Annotated in this window: 8 protein-coding genes; 1 reads left to right on the forward strand and 7 read right to left on the reverse strand. The window is 62.3% G+C overall.

All coding sequences use genetic code 11. From position 1 onward, the window contains the following. Window positions 1-53: 53 nt before the first annotated feature. From NF676_RS14440 to NF676_RS14450, 3 genes are read right to left on the reverse strand one after another with little or no spacing between them, the layout of a single operon-like run. Entirely contained in the window at window positions 54-1973 is a 1920-nt protein-coding gene (locus tag NF676_RS14440) for a hybrid sensor histidine kinase/response regulator (protein ID WP_252886259.1), read from the reverse strand. Continuing rightward, entirely contained in the window at window positions 1966-4296 is a 2331-nt protein-coding gene (locus NF676_RS14445; RefSeq protein WP_252886260.1) for an ATP-dependent DNA helicase, read from the reverse strand. The genes NF676_RS14440 and NF676_RS14445 overlap by 8 nt, the downstream gene beginning before the upstream one ends. Further along, a complete protein-coding gene (locus NF676_RS14450; protein WP_252886261.1) occupies window positions 4293-5945 on the reverse strand; it encodes a VRR-NUC domain-containing protein in 1653 nt (550 codons plus the stop codon). The genes NF676_RS14445 and NF676_RS14450 overlap by 4 nt, the downstream gene beginning before the upstream one ends. 195 nt (window positions 5946-6140) lie before the next feature. On the opposite strand from NF676_RS14450, the gene NF676_RS14455 reads away from it, so the two are divergent. After that, on the forward strand, window positions 6141-6365 hold the full coding sequence (locus tag NF676_RS14455; RefSeq protein ID WP_016774830.1) for a YgdI/YgdR family lipoprotein: 225 nt from the start codon (window positions 6141-6143) through the stop codon (window positions 6363-6365). A gap of 122 nt (window positions 6366-6487) precedes the next feature. Here the strand turns inward: NF676_RS14455 and NF676_RS14460 are convergent, their stop codons facing one another. From NF676_RS14460 to eprS, 4 genes are all read right to left on the reverse strand, one after another. Beyond that, window positions 6488-8341, reverse strand: coding sequence for a polyurethane esterase (locus NF676_RS14460; protein ID WP_252887968.1), 1854 nt, complete (start codon window positions 8339-8341; stop codon window positions 6488-6490). Window positions 8342-8644: 303 nt separating this feature from the next. Next, the gene (locus NF676_RS14465) at window positions 8645-10333 is read right to left on the reverse strand and encodes a polyurethane esterase (RefSeq protein ID WP_252886262.1); all 1689 of its coding nucleotides are present in this window, start codon (window positions 10331-10333) and stop codon (window positions 8645-8647) included. A 58-nt stretch (window positions 10334-10391) separates the two neighbouring features. After that, complete coding sequence (locus NF676_RS14470) at window positions 10392-13469, reverse strand: autotransporter serine protease (RefSeq protein WP_252886263.1); 3078 nt, start codon at window positions 13467-13469, stop codon at window positions 10392-10394. Window positions 13470-13714: 245 nt separating this feature from the next. After that, window positions 13715-16660: an autotransporter serine peptidase EprS gene (gene eprS, locus NF676_RS14475; RefSeq protein ID WP_431078006.1), complete on the reverse strand. Its 2946-nt coding sequence runs from the start codon at window positions 16658-16660 to the stop codon at window positions 13715-13717. Between the last annotated feature and the right edge of the window lie 130 nt (window positions 16661-16790).

The following is a 16790-nucleotide window of genomic DNA, read 5'->3' on the forward strand; positions in this document are numbered from 1 at the left end:
AGACTTTTGGAAAGGCACGCGTCAGCACTAGTTCAGCCGGATCGACCAGCGCGTCACTTCATCGACTGGGCGATGATCTGGACCAGATTCAACTGGGTGAACGGTTTCGGCAGACGCGGCAGATCGGCGGCGAAGCCTTCCAAACGTTCGGCGTATCCAGTGGCGAGAATGATCGGCAAATCCGGCTTGAGCATCCGCACGGCATGGGCCAGTTGCGCGCCACTCATGTGCGGCATGGCCATGTCGGTGATCACCAGATCGATGACCTCGCCCTGATCGAACAGCGCCAGCGCCTGAGCGCCGGAAGTCGCTCCGATGACGCGATGACCGAGGTCTTCGAGCAACAGACTGGTGCTGGTCAGCACCAGCGAATCGTCATCGACCACCAGCACGCTGAGCCTTGGGACCGCAATGGGCGCAGCGTTGCTGTACGCCGGGCGACTGGCCGTTTGCTCTAACGCCACCGGAATCCACAGTTCGGCCGCCGTGCCGTGGCCCTTCTCGCTTTTGAGAGTAAAGCGCCCGCCCAACTGCTCGATAAAGCCGTGCACCATCGACAAGCCCAGCCCGGTGCCTTTGCCCAGGCCCTTGGTGGTGAAGAACGGGTCGCGGGCGCAGGCCAGCGTGGCTTCGTCCATGCCTTCGCCACTGTCGATCAGGCTCAGGCACACGTAACGCCCCGCCGCCAGGGTCGAATGAGTTTGTTCCAGCACCACTTCGGCTTGCGCCTGAATGATCACCGTGCCGCCCTCGGGCATGGCATCGCGGGCATTGGTGGCGAGATTGAGGATCGCCAGTTCCAGCTGATTGCTATCGGCCAGCACTGGCTGCAGGTCGTCGGGAAAGCGTGTTTCGATACGAATGCCCGGTCCGAGCGAACTGCGCAGCAGCCCGGTGATGCCTTGCACCAATTGCGGGATATCCACCGATTCGGTCTTCAGTTCCTGACGCCGGGCGAAGGCCAGCATGCGCTGGGTCAGCGAGACACCGCGCAAGGCCCCTTGGGTGGCGTTCTCCAGCAGTCGAGCGATTTTCGGCGCGTCGCCGATGCGTTTCTGCACGATCTCGAGATTGCCGAGAATCACCGTCAGCAGGTTGTTGAAGTCATGGGCGATGCCGCCGCTGAGTTGGCCGATCGCCTGCATCTTCTGCGCCTGGAACAACGCCTCGCGGGTCTTTTCCAGGGCCTGCTGCGCCTCGTGCGCCTCGGTCACATCACGGGTGATCTTGGCAAAGCCGAGCAGCGTGCCGGTGTCGCCGCGAATCGCATCGACGACCACGTGGGCAAGAAACCGCGTGCCGTCCTTGCGCATCCGCCAACTGCGGCTCTCGAACCGGCCTTCGCGGGTGGCAATCTCCAGCGAGCGCTGCGGCTCGCCGAGTTCGCGGTCTTCGGGGGTGTAGAAAATCGAAAAATGCTGGCCGATGATTTCTTCCGGCAGGTAACCCTTGATGCGCTGCGCGCCCTGGTTCCAGTTGCTGACGCAGCCTTCGGGGCTGAGCATGTAGATCGCGTAGTCGGTGACGCCCTGCACCAGCAGGCGGAACTGCTGTTCGCTTTGCTTGAGGGTTTCCTCGGCCATTTTGCGGTCGGTGAGGTCGCGGGTGATCTTGGCGAACCCCAGCAGCTTGCCGTTGGGGTCGATGATCGGGTCGATCACCACGTGCGACCAGAAGTGCGTGCCGTCCTTGCGCACGCGCCAGCCCTCGCCTTCGAAGCGACCTTCACGGATCGCTGTGTCCAGCGCCCGTTGCGGCATGCCGTTGGCGCGGTCTTCCGGGGTATAGAAGCGCGAGAAATGCTCGCCGATGATTTCCGCTTCTTCGTAGCCCTTGAAGCGTTTGGCGCCGGAGTTCCAACTGGTGATGGTACCGTCGGGGTCGATCATGTAGATCGCATAGTCGACAACCGCGTCGATCAATAGCCGGAAACGGCTGTCTTCGATCGCTGCGGTACTGTTGTTTTCACTCATCACACTCACCAGCCACTGTCATGGGCTGAAGTATGCGTGAATCCACTGATTTGGAAAGCGCCGGTTCGCTTTTGATCGCCCACCAGCGCGGCAGCAGTTGCTGGATGCGGCTTTCGGCAAAGCGGTCATCAATGAGCATGACCGTGCCGCGATCCTCACGGGTGCGAATCACCCGCCCGGCGGCTTGTACGACTTTTTGCATGCCCGGATACAGATAGGTGTAGTCGTAGCCGGTGCCAAAAATCGCCGCCATGCGCCGCTTCATCTGCTCGTTGACCGGGTTGAGCTGCGCCAGCCCCAGCGTGGCGATGAACGCACCGATCAGCCGCGCGCCGGGCAAATCGATGCCCTCGCCAAACGCCCCGCCCAGCACCGCAAACCCGACGCCCTGGCTGTCGGCGCTGAACTGGTCGAGAAACGCCTGCCGCGCGCCCTCGGCCATGCCCCGCGATTGCAGCCACTGGGTGATGTGCGGATGGCGCTCGGCCAATAAGGTCGCGACCTGTTGCAGGTAATCGAAACTGCTGAAGAACGCCAGGTAATTGCCCGGGCGCTCGCTGAACTGGCGCGCGATCAGCTCGACGATAGGCTCCAGCGAGGCCTGGCGATGGTTAAAACGCGTGGAGATCTGGCTGACGATGTGCACCTGCAACTGCTCGGCGCTGAACGGCGATTCGACGTCGATGCACACCGTGTCGGCGGGCGTGCCGAGCAGGTCGGCGTAATAATTGCGCGGGCTCAGCGTGGCCGAGAACAGCACGCTACTGCGCGCCGCTGTCAGGCGCGGGCCGATGAACGAAGCCGGCACCACGTTGCGCAGGCACAGTTGCGACAACGGACGTTTGCGGTCGAGATCGCGTTTGCTGATATCGAACAGGTAATGCTCGTCGTACAGCTCGGCGACCCGGGCGAATTGCAGCAGGTCGAAATAGAAGTTCTGCAGGCCGCTGTCGAGGCCTTGCGGATGCTCGTTGAGGTAATCGCCAATGGCCGCGCAACACAGCGAGATGGCTTGCAGGAGCTTGTCCGGCGCCTTGTCGTAGGCCTGATAGGCCGCCAGTTGCGGCGCATGCAGCGCGTTCCATTCGCGGTTGACCCGTTGCAGGGAATTCTTCAGCGCTGCCGGCGCGGTTTTGCGCACGCTGGCGAGGGTGAACTGGTCGAGACTGGCGCTGTACATTTGCCGGCCGCGTTCGACCAGGTTGTGCGCCTCGTCGGCCAGCACCGCGACTTTCCATTGATTGAGCTGGGCCAGGCCGAACAGCAGCGCGCTGAAGTCGAAGTAATAGTTGTAGTCGGCAACCACCACATCCGCCCAACGGGCCATTTCCTGACTGAGGTAATACGGGCATACGCTGTGCTGCGCGGCAACTTCACGCATTGCCGCCTGATCCAGCAGATTGATATGGCTGGCAGATTCGCGGGCAGCCGGCAGGCGATCATAAAAACCCTGGGCCAACGGACAGGATTCACCGTGGCAGGCTTTGTCCGGATGTTCGCAGGCCTTGTCGCGAGCAACCATTTCCATCACCCGCAGCGGCAAGTCCGGCGCTTGCCTGAACAACACCTGACTGGCATCGAGCGCCAGTTTGCGTCCGGGAGTCTTGGCGGTGAGAAAGAACACCTTGTCCAGTTGCTGCGGCGCCAGGGCCTTGAGCATTGGGAATAGCGTGCCAAGGGTTTTGCCAATCCCGGTCGGTGCCTGGGCCATCAGACAGCGGCCGGTGCTGACGGCTTTGAACACCGACTCGGCCAGATGTCGTTGGCCGGGACGAAAGTCCGCGTGCGGGAACGCCAGTTGCTGCGCGGCCAGATTGCGCGCTTCGCGATGGGCCATTTCCTGCTCGGCCCATTGCAGGAACAAGCCGCACTGCTGCGTGAAAAACGTCTGGAGTGACTCGGCGCTGTGGGATTCGACCAGGCAGGTTTCCTTTTCGCTGACGACGTCGAAATACACCAGCGCCAGATTGATTTGCTGCAGTTGCAGTTTCTGACACATCAACCAGCCGTAGATCTTCGCCTGCGCCCAGTGCAACTGGCGGTGATTGGCCGGTTGCTTGCTGAGGTCGCCGCGATAGGTTTTGACTTCTTCCAGGCAGTTTTGCGCCGGGTCGTAGCCATCCGCCCTGCCCTTGACCTTCAGCTCGCCGAATTCGCCTTGCAGCGCCACTTCGCTCTGGTACTGCTCGCTGCGCCGCGACGCCACGGTGCGATGGCCGACGATGCCTTCCAGCGCCGTTGGTGACGGGGTGAAGCGCAGGTCGAGGTCGCCGGTCTTGGCGGTGAACTCGCACAGTGCACGCACGGCAACGCTGTAACTCAAGCGCTCTGCTCCGCCCATTGCACGTAACACACCGCCACCGGCATCTGGTGCTCGTGGCAGAACTCCAGCCAGCGCAGTTGATTGTCCTGCAAGCGGTCGCCGGGGCCTTTGACTTCGATCATCCGGTAGGTCTTGTGCTGCGGCCAGAACTGGATCAGGTCCGGCATGCCGGCGCGGTTGGCCTTGATGTCGAGCAGCAGGCGATTGAACCAGTGTTTCAGGTGTTCGGCGGGCAGACAGGCCAGCGCCTGCTCCAGCAAGGCTTCATTGAGCGCACCCCAGAACACGAACGGCGACTGAATGCCCCACTTGTCGACGAAGCGCTGGCGAATGGTCTCGGCGTAGCGGCCGTCATCGAGTTCGCCCAGGCAGGCCTGGAACAGCTCGGCGCGGCGCTCGAGGAACTCTTCGCTGAGCAGATCCACCGGGCCGCGCTGGAACGGGTGGAAGAACGCGCCCGGCAACGGCGCGAAGATCGCCGGCCAGCACAACAGGCCAAACAGCGAATTGATCAGGCTGTTCTCGACGTAATGCACCGGGCCGTCATCGGCATGCAAGTGCGCTTGTACGTGAAATTCCACCGACCGCGCCGGATCGCTGCGCGGCAAATGCAAATCGAGGCGTTCGACCTCTCTGGCCTTGGCACGCTTGAGCGGCGGGCCACCGAGTTTACGCCGCAGACGCGGGACGATGCGCTGCAAGCCTTGCTGCTCGGCGGCACTTTGCGGCGCCTGTTCGGCCAGCGTGCCGAGTTCCAGCGCCAATGCATGTTCGCCGCAACGTTCAAGCACACGGATCATGCGCAGCCGTGCGCCCGGATAAGCGCAGTCGCGGTAAACACTCAGGGCCAGGGCAAAGTCGCCGATGCGCTCGCCATATTGGCCGATCTGGAACAACGCCTTGGCTTGCCGGCGGCGCAGCCACGGGTTGTCGAACTGCACGGCGTTGATCTGTTCGACGATTTCCGCCAGCGGCTCACCGGCCTCGAAACGCAGTTGGCACTGATGCAGAAACAGGCAGGCATCGACGTCTTCGCGACTGCGCAGGCCTCGGGAGTCAGCGCAGAACTCGACTTTTTCATAAGTGAAGATGCCGAGGTCGGCCAGCACGAACTCCGACCAGTCTTGATAAAGGTTGCCGAAGAACATCAGCCGCAGGCGATCGCACAGGTCCATCAGGGTCAGGCTGAACAGCCGGTCAGCCAATTGCGGCGCCCAGGCGCGCAGGGTTTGCGCCTCGCTGAACTGTTCGGCCAGCACGGGCAGCCATTCGTCCTTGCGCCCTTTCGGTTGATCGATAAAGGTGCCGAACGCTTGCAGCAGCTCGGCCTTGAGCAGGACATCAAACAGCTCTGCCAGGGTCAGCGCAGCGTGTTCATCGAGCCAGCCGCGATCAAGCAACGGCTGCGCCGCCTCAGCGATGTCGCCGATTTCCAGATAATTGAGTTTGCTCGCGCGAAAGTGAATGCCCTTGCGCATGACCATGCGCACCAGCAATCCCTGCGAGGCTTGCGGCAGCGTATTGAAGTCGCGGATGAAGCCGTGTTCGCTTGCGCTCATCACATCGGCATAGCGAAGCCCAAGCCAATCAAGCACTTGCTGGAAGTTGTTGAGGTAATAGAACGGATCGTCGAGAGGGTTGGAGGTCACGGGAATTCTAAGCCACGGCAAGCGAACACTGGTTATGCGTACAGATAACAGCTCAGCCCCGCCCGGCGCAAATGGAAAAAGATCAATGGCATTTTTTCGTGCCTCCATCGAACTTTTCCGCCGCTGCTGGCACCAACCGCGTTACAGGGCCGACAATGCCCGCAATCACATTCAAGCAAGGAGTCAGAGGTGGGTATGAAAATCAAGATGCTGGGTATTCCTGTAGCAGTCGCAGCCCTGTTGGCGTTGGGCGGCTGTTCGACCCAGACCGTGGTGACGCTGCAGAACGGCACCCAGTACCTGACTGAGGACATGCCGAAGACCGAGACCGAAGATGGTTTCTATGAGTTCGAGGATATTTCCGGCGCCAAGGTCAAGGTTCGCGCCGATGAAGTCGCGACCGTGCGCAAGGAAGACTGACTTTGCTTGAATGATCGTTTTTCGCGAGCAGGCTCGCTCCCACACTGGATCTGCGTCGTTCACAAATCCCCTGTGGGAGCGAGCCTGCTCGCGAAGGGGCCGGCACAGGCCCCGCATCAACCTCAGGCGATAACCACCCCGTCGTCGCTCAAACTCCCCAGCGCCACCCCCACCAACGTCACCGAATCCCCACCAAATGTCAGTACGGTATCCTGCCCGACCGCCGACGCATGGGCGCGCAAATCATCCCCCGGCAACACACCCTGTACGCCGAGAAACACCAGTTTGTCATCGGCCGTATAGCCAACGACCCGATCCTGGCCGAACGCGCCGTGGAACAGAAACGTATCCGCCCCGCCGCCCGATTCCAGCAGGTCATTGCCAGCGCCGCCGACAAACACATCATTGCCCGCGCCGCCGAGCAAATGATCATTGCCCTCAAGGCCAAACAGCCAATCGCCGCCCGCATGCGCCTTGAGCATGTCATTGGCAGCCGTGCCTTTCATGCTCGACTCATAAACGGTGAGATTACTGCCGACTTTCAGCCCCGTGGCCGTGACGCTGTGCAACACGTCGTCCTTGAACATGCCCCAGAGAAAACCCGGCTCTTTGCTGACAATACTGCCGATGTCGCGGGTAATGCTGATCCCGCCGTTGGCATCGCGGATGTACAGGTTGCCGGCACCGTCGTTGGCGAAATCAAAGTTCTTCACTGTTTGCTGCAAGTCGAGCATGTTGTTGCCCTGCCCGCCCAGAATAACGTTGTAGCCACCGTTGTCGCGGAAGCTGTCGTTGCCGGCGCCGCCCTCCAGATAGTCGTTGCCGCTGCCGCCCTGGATCAGGTCATTGCCGTCACTGCCAATAATGAACGTGCTGCCCTTGTGGGTTTCGGCGTTGCGGTTGAGGTCCTGTACCCAAGTGTTTGCCCGCGCCGGGTCGGAGAGGTTGGCGACGATGATCGTCGAGTCGCGGCTGGTAAGGTCGTAGAACTTCGATTCCAGCACGCGGGTCATGCCGTCGCCGTAGCCAGTGGGCAGGTGCGAAATCCAGGTCGGGATATTCAGGATCGAATACGGCAGCACGTTCCAGGCGTTCGAGGCGTAGTGATCGTTGAAGCTGACGAGGTTGTCGGTGGTGGATGTGTGCGGCGCATCGTGCACACCCACCGAGGCACTGCTGAAGGTCGAACCGTCGAGGGCGCGAAACACCGGGTCGTTTTCGTAGCCGATATTCAGCACCTTGTCGCCGCTGCTCTGGGTCGGCGAGGCGTAGGCGATGTAGTTGGAATCGGCGAAGAAACCGCCCCACTTGCCAGCGCTCAAGTCAGCCATGCTGTTCACCGCCAGGCCGCCCAGGCTATGACCGCTGACCAGCACGTCCTTGCCGCTGAGGCCGTTGGCCCGGGCGAATGCGACGACATCGTTGAGCAGATTGCCGAAAGCTTCGCCGACGTAGTTTTTTGCGTAATCGGCCGGGCCGAACGCCGCGAGCAGATCGTTGATCACGTCGCCAATCGAATCACCAATGAGGATTTCGCGCGGGCCGCTGGTGCCGCGAAAGGCGATACCCAGTTCGGTGAGGTGACCCTGGACATCGTACTTGCCGAGGATTTCCACTTGCGCGCTGGTGTAGCCGGCCTTCTCGCCGAAGAACGTCCCGCGTGCATCGGTCTTGCCGTCGTAGCCCAATTGCGCAGCGGTGATGGGCGTCCAGCCGGCCTTTTGCACGGCATCGAGGGCGAGTTTTTCCGAGTCGGGATTCCACGGGATACCGGGGATCACCCCTTGCGAATCGGTGCCGCCAATCAGTGCGGTGACCAGCGTTGCCGGCAGGCCCAGGCCGAAGCCGTTGTGCTGATAACCGGCGGCGAAGCCGTTATCGAGGTTGTGATAGGAATACAGCGTGATCGCCATGGCATCGCTGAACAGCGCCGCGGAATCGGCTGTGCCGAAGTTCTTGTAGTCGTATACACCCATTGCCATTGCCTCTCTTGTTGTTGGAATTGTCAGAGATAGCTCACAGCCAGAGCGCGGGGCTCTGGAGCATTCGTTACATCTTGCACATCCTCTGTAGGAGCTGCCGAAGGCTGCGATCTTGTGGGACGCAGAGCGTCCCCGGCTGCATTCCCACACAGAGCGTGGGAACGTTCATGTGTACGCCGTACCTGTGGGAGCGAGCCTGCTCGCGAAGGCGGCAGCACATTCAACATCACAATCGCCTGACCCACCGCTTTCGCGAGCAGGTTCGCTCCCACAATGAGATCTCCTGCAACTTCGGAATCAGGCAAAGACGAAACTCGAGTCCGTCAGGTCAGTCACGCCGACGCCAATCAGCGTCACGGCAAAATCGCCGACCTTCAGCACGGTATCAGCGCCGGACTGCGCGGCATGCTGCTTGTAGTCATAACCCTGTCCCGCGCCCGCGACGCCCATGAACAGCAGTTTGTCGCTGCCTTGATAACCATTGATCGCATCGAAACCGAACGCACCGCTGAACAGGAAGGTGTTGCCGCCACCCACCGCCGTCATCACGTCGTTGCCGGCGCCACCCACAAAAGTCACCTGCGACTTGTCGCTGATCAGTTGATCATCGCCACCAAGGCCAAACAGCCAGTCGCCATCGGCCGTGGCATGCAAGGCATTGCCGTAGCCATCACCGCTGAGCGAATGGTTGTACTGGGTCAGTTCGCTGCCGTTGCTCAGGCCCTTGGCGGTGACGCCCCAGGTGATCTCCTTGCTGCCCCACCACGAACCGGCCTCTTTACTGACCAGCGCGCCGATGTCGCGGGTCAGGCTGACGCCGCCGTAGGCGTCGCGCACGTACAGCGTGCCGTCGCCGTCGTTGGCGAAGCTGAAGTTCTGCAACGGTTTCTGCAGTTCGAAGGTGTTATGGCCCTGCCCGCCGAAAATGACGTTGTAGCCGCCGTCATCACGAAAACGGTCGTCGCCGCCCAGTCCTTCAAGAAAGTCGTTACCCGCCCCGCCCTTGAGCCAGTCGCTGCTCTGCGTGCCGATGATGAAGGTGCTGCCGCTGTGCGGCTCGCCGCTGCGGCCCAGGTCCTCGACCCAGGTCTTGCTCCGCGATGCCTCTTCGAGATTGGCGACGATGATCGTCGAGTCGCGCTCGGTCAGATCGTAGAACGCCGAATCGATTACCCGATTCAAGCCATCGGCGTAGCCCAGTGAACTGTGCGCCGACCAGTTCAGCGGATTGGCGATGCTGAACGGCACCAGGTTCTGCGCCGTGGAGGCGTAGTTGTCGGTGAAATTGACGAGGTTGTCGGTGGTCGATTCGTGAGGCTTGTCGTGCTTGCCCATCGACGCCGTGCTGAACGTGGTGCCATCGAGTACGCGAAACACCGGATCATTTTCGAAACCGATGTTGAGCACCTGGGGGCCGGTGCTGCTCTGGGTCGGCGACGCGAAGGCGATGTAATTGGCATCCTTGTAGAAGCCGCCCCAGTTGTCCCCGCTCAATTCAGCAACACTATTTACCCCAAGCCCGCCGAGGCTGTGGCCGCTGATCAATACGTCCTTGGCAGCAACACCGTTGGCAATCGCGAAAGCGGCGACGGCCTTGAGCAGATTGTCGAACGCGTTTTTCGCGTAATTGCTCGCGTAATCCGACGGCCCGACCGCCGCGAGCAGATTGTTTTTCAGATCACCGAAAGTGTCGCTGTAACCCAGCCCGCCGGTGCCGCGAAAGGCAATGCCGAGGCCGATCAATTTGCCAGCGGCGTCGTACTTGCCGAGCACTTCCGCCTCGGCGCTGGTGAAGCCATCCTGTTCCCCGAAGAACGTGCCTTGCACGCCGACCTTGCCCTGATAGCCCAGCGCCGTCGCGGCGACCGGTGCCCACGCGGTGGCCGGCAACGGTTTGCCGGTGGGCGTGTAGGCATACAGCGTCAGTGCGATGGCGTCGCTGTACAACCCTTTGCCGTCGGCATTTTTGTAATCGAACAATCCCATGTGCAGCGCTCCTTTTCCTTGAAAAACCGGCAGCCCGAGAAGCGCTGCCGGTTACGCCTCAGAACTGCCAGTCGAGAGTCAGACCGACGCCGTGATCTTTCTCGTTCGAGCCGATCAGGCCGTTGTAGTCGAGGTTGACCCGCACGTCGCGATTGAGCGCCAGCCCGGCGCGCACGCCCACCACAGCGGCGTCACGATCCATCGACACGCTCTGCACGGTGAACGCGCTGTTGCCGTTGGCGAAGGCCAGATGGCTGTCGGCATCGACGCTGCTCAGGTTGTGCTGCCAGCCGAGGCTTGCGCCCAGTTCCAGCTGATGCTTGTCCGACACAGCGAAGCTGCGCTTGGCGCGCACGCCGAGGGTCGACAGCACCACGTCGCGATTGTCTTCACCACCCTTGAGCGCGGCAGCGTCACCCTTTTCGGTGAAGCTGTCGGTGTTGAGGTGCACGTAGGACAGATTGGCGAACGGCTCCAGGTTCATCGGTTGCAGGCCCAGATCGTATGCGGCCTCGGTGAACACTTGCGCGGTGGTCGCGTCACGTTTGGTTTTCTGTTTGCCGCTGACGTCGCCGAACTGCAGATCACGTTTGACGTCGATGCGATGCCAGCTGTAGGCGCCGCCGACGGTCAGGCGCAACGCGTCGATTTCATGGCCCAGATACGCACCCAAGTGGTAGCTGTCGACCGACGCCGACGAATGCGTGCCGCTGCCCATGCTCAACGAACTGTCGCTGTAACCTGTGACGAAACCGAGACGGGTATCTTCAGCAATCAGACCGTCGACACCGGCCAGCAGCCCACCGATGGAGCTGTTGGAATCGGCATTGTCGTGTCCGCCGTCACTCTCGCCCCACGAGCCGAGGACCTTGACCCAGACGTTGCTGCGATCATCAGTCGGCGCATCGGCGTTGAACAGATCACGCTCACGCAGGCGCTCGCCGACGGCTTCGCGCAGGTAGCGGCTGTCGTTGATCAGCAGCGTGCCGATGGCCGGGTGAATCTCGCCGGACAACTGTTGAAAGGCCTGCTGCGCCGACGCCGGGTTGGGCGACAGCAACAGGGTTTCGAACAGCGCATTGCCCGCCCCCAGACGTTCGGCGGCGGCACCGACGGCGCGCTGGTTCGGCGTCAGACCGACGCTGGCGAACGATGCCTCATTGCGTCCCACCGCCAGCTGAATGCCGCCCGCCGAGTAATCCAGTGTTCCGCCAAGGAAGGCGTAATTCGGCAAGACCTGACCGAAGCGCCCTTCAATGCCACCTGCCGCTTGCAGGATGTTGTAGCGGGTGCCGAGCAGGCTTTGCACTTCGCCGGTGCTGAGCAAGGTCGGGCTGTTTTCCAGCGACAGGCTCACCGTGGCACCGTCGATGATGGCTTTGCCGCCCGCAACGATCTGATCGCTGCTGGTTGGCGACAGCTCTACGGCGTAGGTCGAACCCGGCGCGAAGGTCACGTCACCGGCGACGTTCAAGGTGCCGATGGAGTTGCCCGGCGCCACCGTACCGCCGCTGTTCACTGCCAGCGCGCCGATGCGGCCATTGCCGCCGAGGATGCCGCCATTGTTGACAGTGACCGCCGATTGCAGCGAACCGTTGATGGCCAGTCGACCCTGATTGACCAGGGTCGGGCCGCTGTAAGTGTTATTGCCGGTCAGCACCAGGGTGCCGATGCCTTGCTTGGTCAGACCGCCGTGGCCGCCGATGTCGTTGCGCCAGGTGTCGAGGCCGCACGTGATATCGATGCACACGCGTTTGGTGGGTTTGCCCTGATCGATGATCGCACCGATGCCCGGCAAGTCAGCCACGAACTGGCCGGAGCCGTAAGCGCCCTGCACGCGAAACTCCTCGGGAATGTCCTGCTCGGTGACGAACATCGCCGGGCCGTCGATGGCCTTGCGCAGGTTGATCATGCCCCAACCGTACAAGGCGTCGATGCCCGGTGCGCCGAGGTCGGTCGCAGTGGTGCGCAACACGCTGGCGACCTGGTCGCCGGACATATACGGGAAGCGCTCCATCAGCACGGCGATGGAACCAGCGACATGCGGCGCCGCCATCGAGGTGCCGTTGTAGTTGGCGTAGCTGGTGGTCAGGTTGCCGGCGTTGGTGCCTTCGATGATCGAGCTATAAATCTTGGTGCCCGGCGCCGAGACGCAGTAACTCGCCGTATAGCCGCAGCGCGAGGAGAACGTGCTGATCACGTACGGATTGGCGCTGGCGGTGTCCGGGTTCTGCTGCAACGCGGCGACGGTGATCCAGTTCGGCGCGATGTCCGGGACGAAATAACCCAGGCCGGCAATGGCGTCGGGATTGTTCAGGTTGTAATCGTTGCCGGCGGCAAAAATGGTGACGATGCCGCTGCGAGCGGCGGCGATGGCGCCGTCGTAAGCGCCGCCGGGTTTGGTGCCGAGCAGCGTGCGGATTTCGTTGAATTGCAATTGCGCGTCGTTGACGGTGAAGTGCGGATACGCCGGATCGCGGCCGCCGAGGTCGAAGCGGTCGGTGATGCCGATGCCCCAGCTGTTGTTGATGATCCGCGCCCCGCTGGCGATCAGCGCATCCCAACCGGCCTTGTACACCGCGCCGTCGTTGCCGCGCACGATGCCGTCTTCCGGGCCTGGGTCGCCGTTATCGGCGCTGATGATCTGCGCACCGAATGCAACACCGTGCATCACCCCGCCGTCGCGACTGCCCGCCGCGATGCCGCCGACGTGCGTGCCATGGGCGCCGAGCTTGCCGTTGGAGCCGACCGAGGGTGAACCGTCATAGAGGAACGCATCGCCGGCCTTTACCGGGATGTAAGGGTCGGTGTATTCGCGAATGCCGCTGGTGACCAGGGTGACGACTTTGTTGCTGCCGGAGAACTCCGGATGTGCGGCGTAGACCGGCTGATCGAAGATGCCCAGCTTCACGCCTTTGCCGGTGTAGCCGGCGGCGTAGGCGTAATCCGCGCCGATCGCGCCCAAGCCCCAGTCAGCCTTGAATTCATTGCTGCGCCAGCTCGACGGGTCGCCGCTGCGGCCGTTCTCAACGTAAGGCGCTGCCTGCGCCAGCGCACTGGCACAGAGCATGGCGACTGTCAGGGTTTTCAGGGCAAAGCGGCCACCCGATTGCGCGGGGGTATTGTTGTTATCCATCCACGACCTTCCTTAGTGATGTTGCGAAGAATCCGGTTGCCTTGATCGTTCCCACGCTCCGCGTGGGAATGCAGCCCGGGACGCTCTGCGTCCCATTGGAACGCGGAGCGTCCCTGGAGGCGTTCCCACGCAGAGCGTGGGGACGATCAATTCCCTTGCTGCACGTGGGAACGATCAGGTTTTGCGACTGCTGCGCAGTCGAGCGGGGATAAATCCCCTCGCCACTGTGGCTCAAACCCATGTAATCAGAACTGCCAGTTCAGACTCAGCCCTACGCCATGCAGCTTCTCGCGGCTGGCCAGTTGGCCGTTGTAATCGAGGTTGACCCGCACGTCCTTGCTCAATGCCAGACTGGCCTGCACGCCGACCAGTGCGGCATCACGTACCAGCGCCGAACTCTCCACTGAGTACGGCGTGCCGCCGCTGGCAAAACGCAAATGCTGCTCTGATTCGATATCGCTGAGGCTGTGCTGCCAGCCGAGACGCGCGCTGACGTCCAGCGCTTGCTGGTTCGAAAGGTTGAAGGTTTTGCTCGCCCGCACGCCCAAGGTGCTCAGCGCCACATCGCGTCGATCTCCAGAGCTTTTGAGCGCAGCGGCATCGCCCTTTTCGGTGAAGCCTTCGGTGTCCAGATGCAGGTAGGTCAGGTTGGCGAACGGTTCCAGCGCCAGCGCTTGCAGCTGCAAGCGATACGCCGCTTCGCCGAAGACTTGGGTGGTGGTCGCGTCAACTTTGGCTTTCTGCTTGGCGCTGACCTCGTCGTATTGCAGATCGCGCTTCACATCGCCGCGATGCCAGCTGTAGGCCGCGCCAGTGCTCAAGCGCCAGGCGCCGAGATCGTGTGCGGCGTAAGTGCCGAGGTGATAGCTGTCGACTTTCGCCGAAGAATGCGTGCCCGAGCCCATGTTCAAGGAGCTGTCGCTGTAGCCAGTGACCAGACCGATGCGGGTCTGCTCGTCCAGCGCGCCGTCGACCCCCGCCAGCAGGCCGCCGATCGAGGTGTTGTAGCCCGCCGTGTCGTGGCCCGAATCGGTACTGCCCCAGGCGCCGAGTGCTTTGATCCAGCCATTGCTGCGTGTCGCCGATTCATCGTGCAGCCGCTCGCCAACCGCATCACGCAACTGGCGGCTGTCATTGATCAGCATCGTCCCCAGCGCCGGATAAATCTCGCCGCTCAGTTGCTGGAAGGCTTGCTGCGCCGAGGCCTGAGTCGGTGCACGAAGCACACTTTCGTAAACCGAATTGCCGGCGCCCAGACCTTCAACTGCAGCGGCCACCGAACGCTGGTTCGGCGTTTGCCCGACGCTGGCGAAGCTTGTGGCATTGCGCTGGATATTCAGCTGGATGCCGGTTGCGGCGTAGTCGAGGGCGCCGCCGATGAACAGGTAGTTCGGCACTACTGCAGCGAACTGCCCCTGCACGCCGCCGGCCGCTTGCAGGATGTTGTACTGGCGACCAAGCAGGCTTTGCGCTTCGGCGCTGCTGAGCAAGGTCGGGCTGTTTTCCAGCGCCAGGCTGACGCTGGCGCCGCTGACGGTTGCCGTGCCACCGGCAACGATGCGGTCACTGCTTGTGGGCGATAGCTCGACGGCGTAAGTCGAGCCCGGGGCGAGTGTCACATCACCAGCGACGTTCAATGTGCCGATGGAATTGCCCGGTGCGACCCGGCCGCCGCTGTTGGCGGTCAACGCGCCGATGCGTCCGGAGCCGCCGAGGGTGCCGCTGTCGTTGACGGTGACCGCTGAGGTCAGCGAACCGTTCACGGTCAGCAGACCGCCGTTGACGGTGGTCGGGCCGCGATAGGTGTTAGCGCCACTGAGCAGCAATTGCCCGGCGCCGGACTTGATCAGGCTGCCCTCATACACCCGGTTTGCCGCTGCCGCATCACGCAGCATGCCGATGGCGTAATCGGTCTGGTCCTGCTGACTGGCGCCGGCCGGGACACCGTTCTCCCAGCCTTTGTCCTGCAGGGTTTGCTGCCAGGCGCTGTGCTCGGCGAGGTCTTCGCGCTGGCGCTGGAGCAGCGCCTTGTCAGAGATGTCATTGCTCCAGACATCGCGCTGCCCTGCCCCCAGATTCGCGTCGAACGTACCGAGCAATTGCCCCGGCCCGCGCATCGCCCGATTGAGATTGGCGACGCCCCAACCGACGCGCTCGTTCGGTGCGTCGGTGACCGCGCCATCGAGCTGGGTGGCGGTGGTCAGCAGCACCTCGAGCGCCTGCTGATTGTTCATGTACGGATAACGTTCCATCACCAGCGCCAGGGCGCCGGTCGCGTGCGGCGCCGCCATCGAGGTACCGGACTTGATCGCATAACCGCCACCGGGAATGGTGCTGTCGATCTTCGCCCCCGGTGTGGTGATGCACCAGTATTTGGCGATGCCGCACTGGTTGTATTTCTGCTGATTGCTCTGATCGAGCCCGGACACCGCCAGCCAGTGACCTTCCAGATCCGGCTGAAAGTACGGCAGCGCCGAACGTACGCTGGCATTCGGGTAGCCGCTGTTGCCGGCGCTGAAGACATTGATCACGCCGCGCCGGGAAACATCGGCAGCGGCGTCGAGCCAAGTGCCCTTGTTCCAGTGTTGCGCGTAGGCGGCGTGCAGATCCGCGAGAGTGCGGTAACTGACATCCGGCGGCTGACTGCCCCAACTGTTGTTGATCGCCCGCACCCCGGCATTGGCGAGGCTGTCGTAGACCGCTTTGAAATAACGCGGATCAGGGCTGGGGCCGAAGAGGAAACTGTCGTTCTTGTTGGTGTTGCCGACGTAGATTTGCGCGTTGTACGCCACCCCGTGCATGCCGCTGCCATCACGGGCGGCGCCCATGGTGCCGACCACGTGGGTGCCGTGGGAATCGTTGTTGGGGTTGAGCGTGCCGTCGACGTTGAACGCGGAGCCATCGACGTAGCTGCCGCTGGCGGTTACCGGGTGATAACGGTCGGCGGAGAATTCGGGGTGGGCGGCATCGAAACCGGAATCGAGCGCGCCGATTTTCACGCCCTTGCCGGTGATGCCGGCTGCGTAGGCCTGATCGGCCTGCATGCGTTCCAGGCCCCAGTCGCGCAAGAACTCGGCGCTGCGCCAACTGGCCGGATTGCCGGGCTGGCCGGGTTCCAGGTATTGCGCCTGCGTTGCCGAGGTCACCAGCAATAGCGTGCCGAGCGAAATCGGCTTGATGCGTACGTCCATGGTCATCATTCTCGTTTTTGTTGTTTTGTTCAGGGCTGATAGCGATGTCGCCTGTTCCCCTCACCCCAGCCCTCTCCCCGAGGAGAGGGAGCCGATTTGTGTTGATGTCAAAACCTGCGGTCTGCTCGGT

The organism is Pseudomonas siliginis (assembly GCF_024072275.1).
Lineage (GTDB): Bacteria > Pseudomonadota > Gammaproteobacteria > Pseudomonadales > Pseudomonadaceae > Aquipseudomonas > Aquipseudomonas siliginis.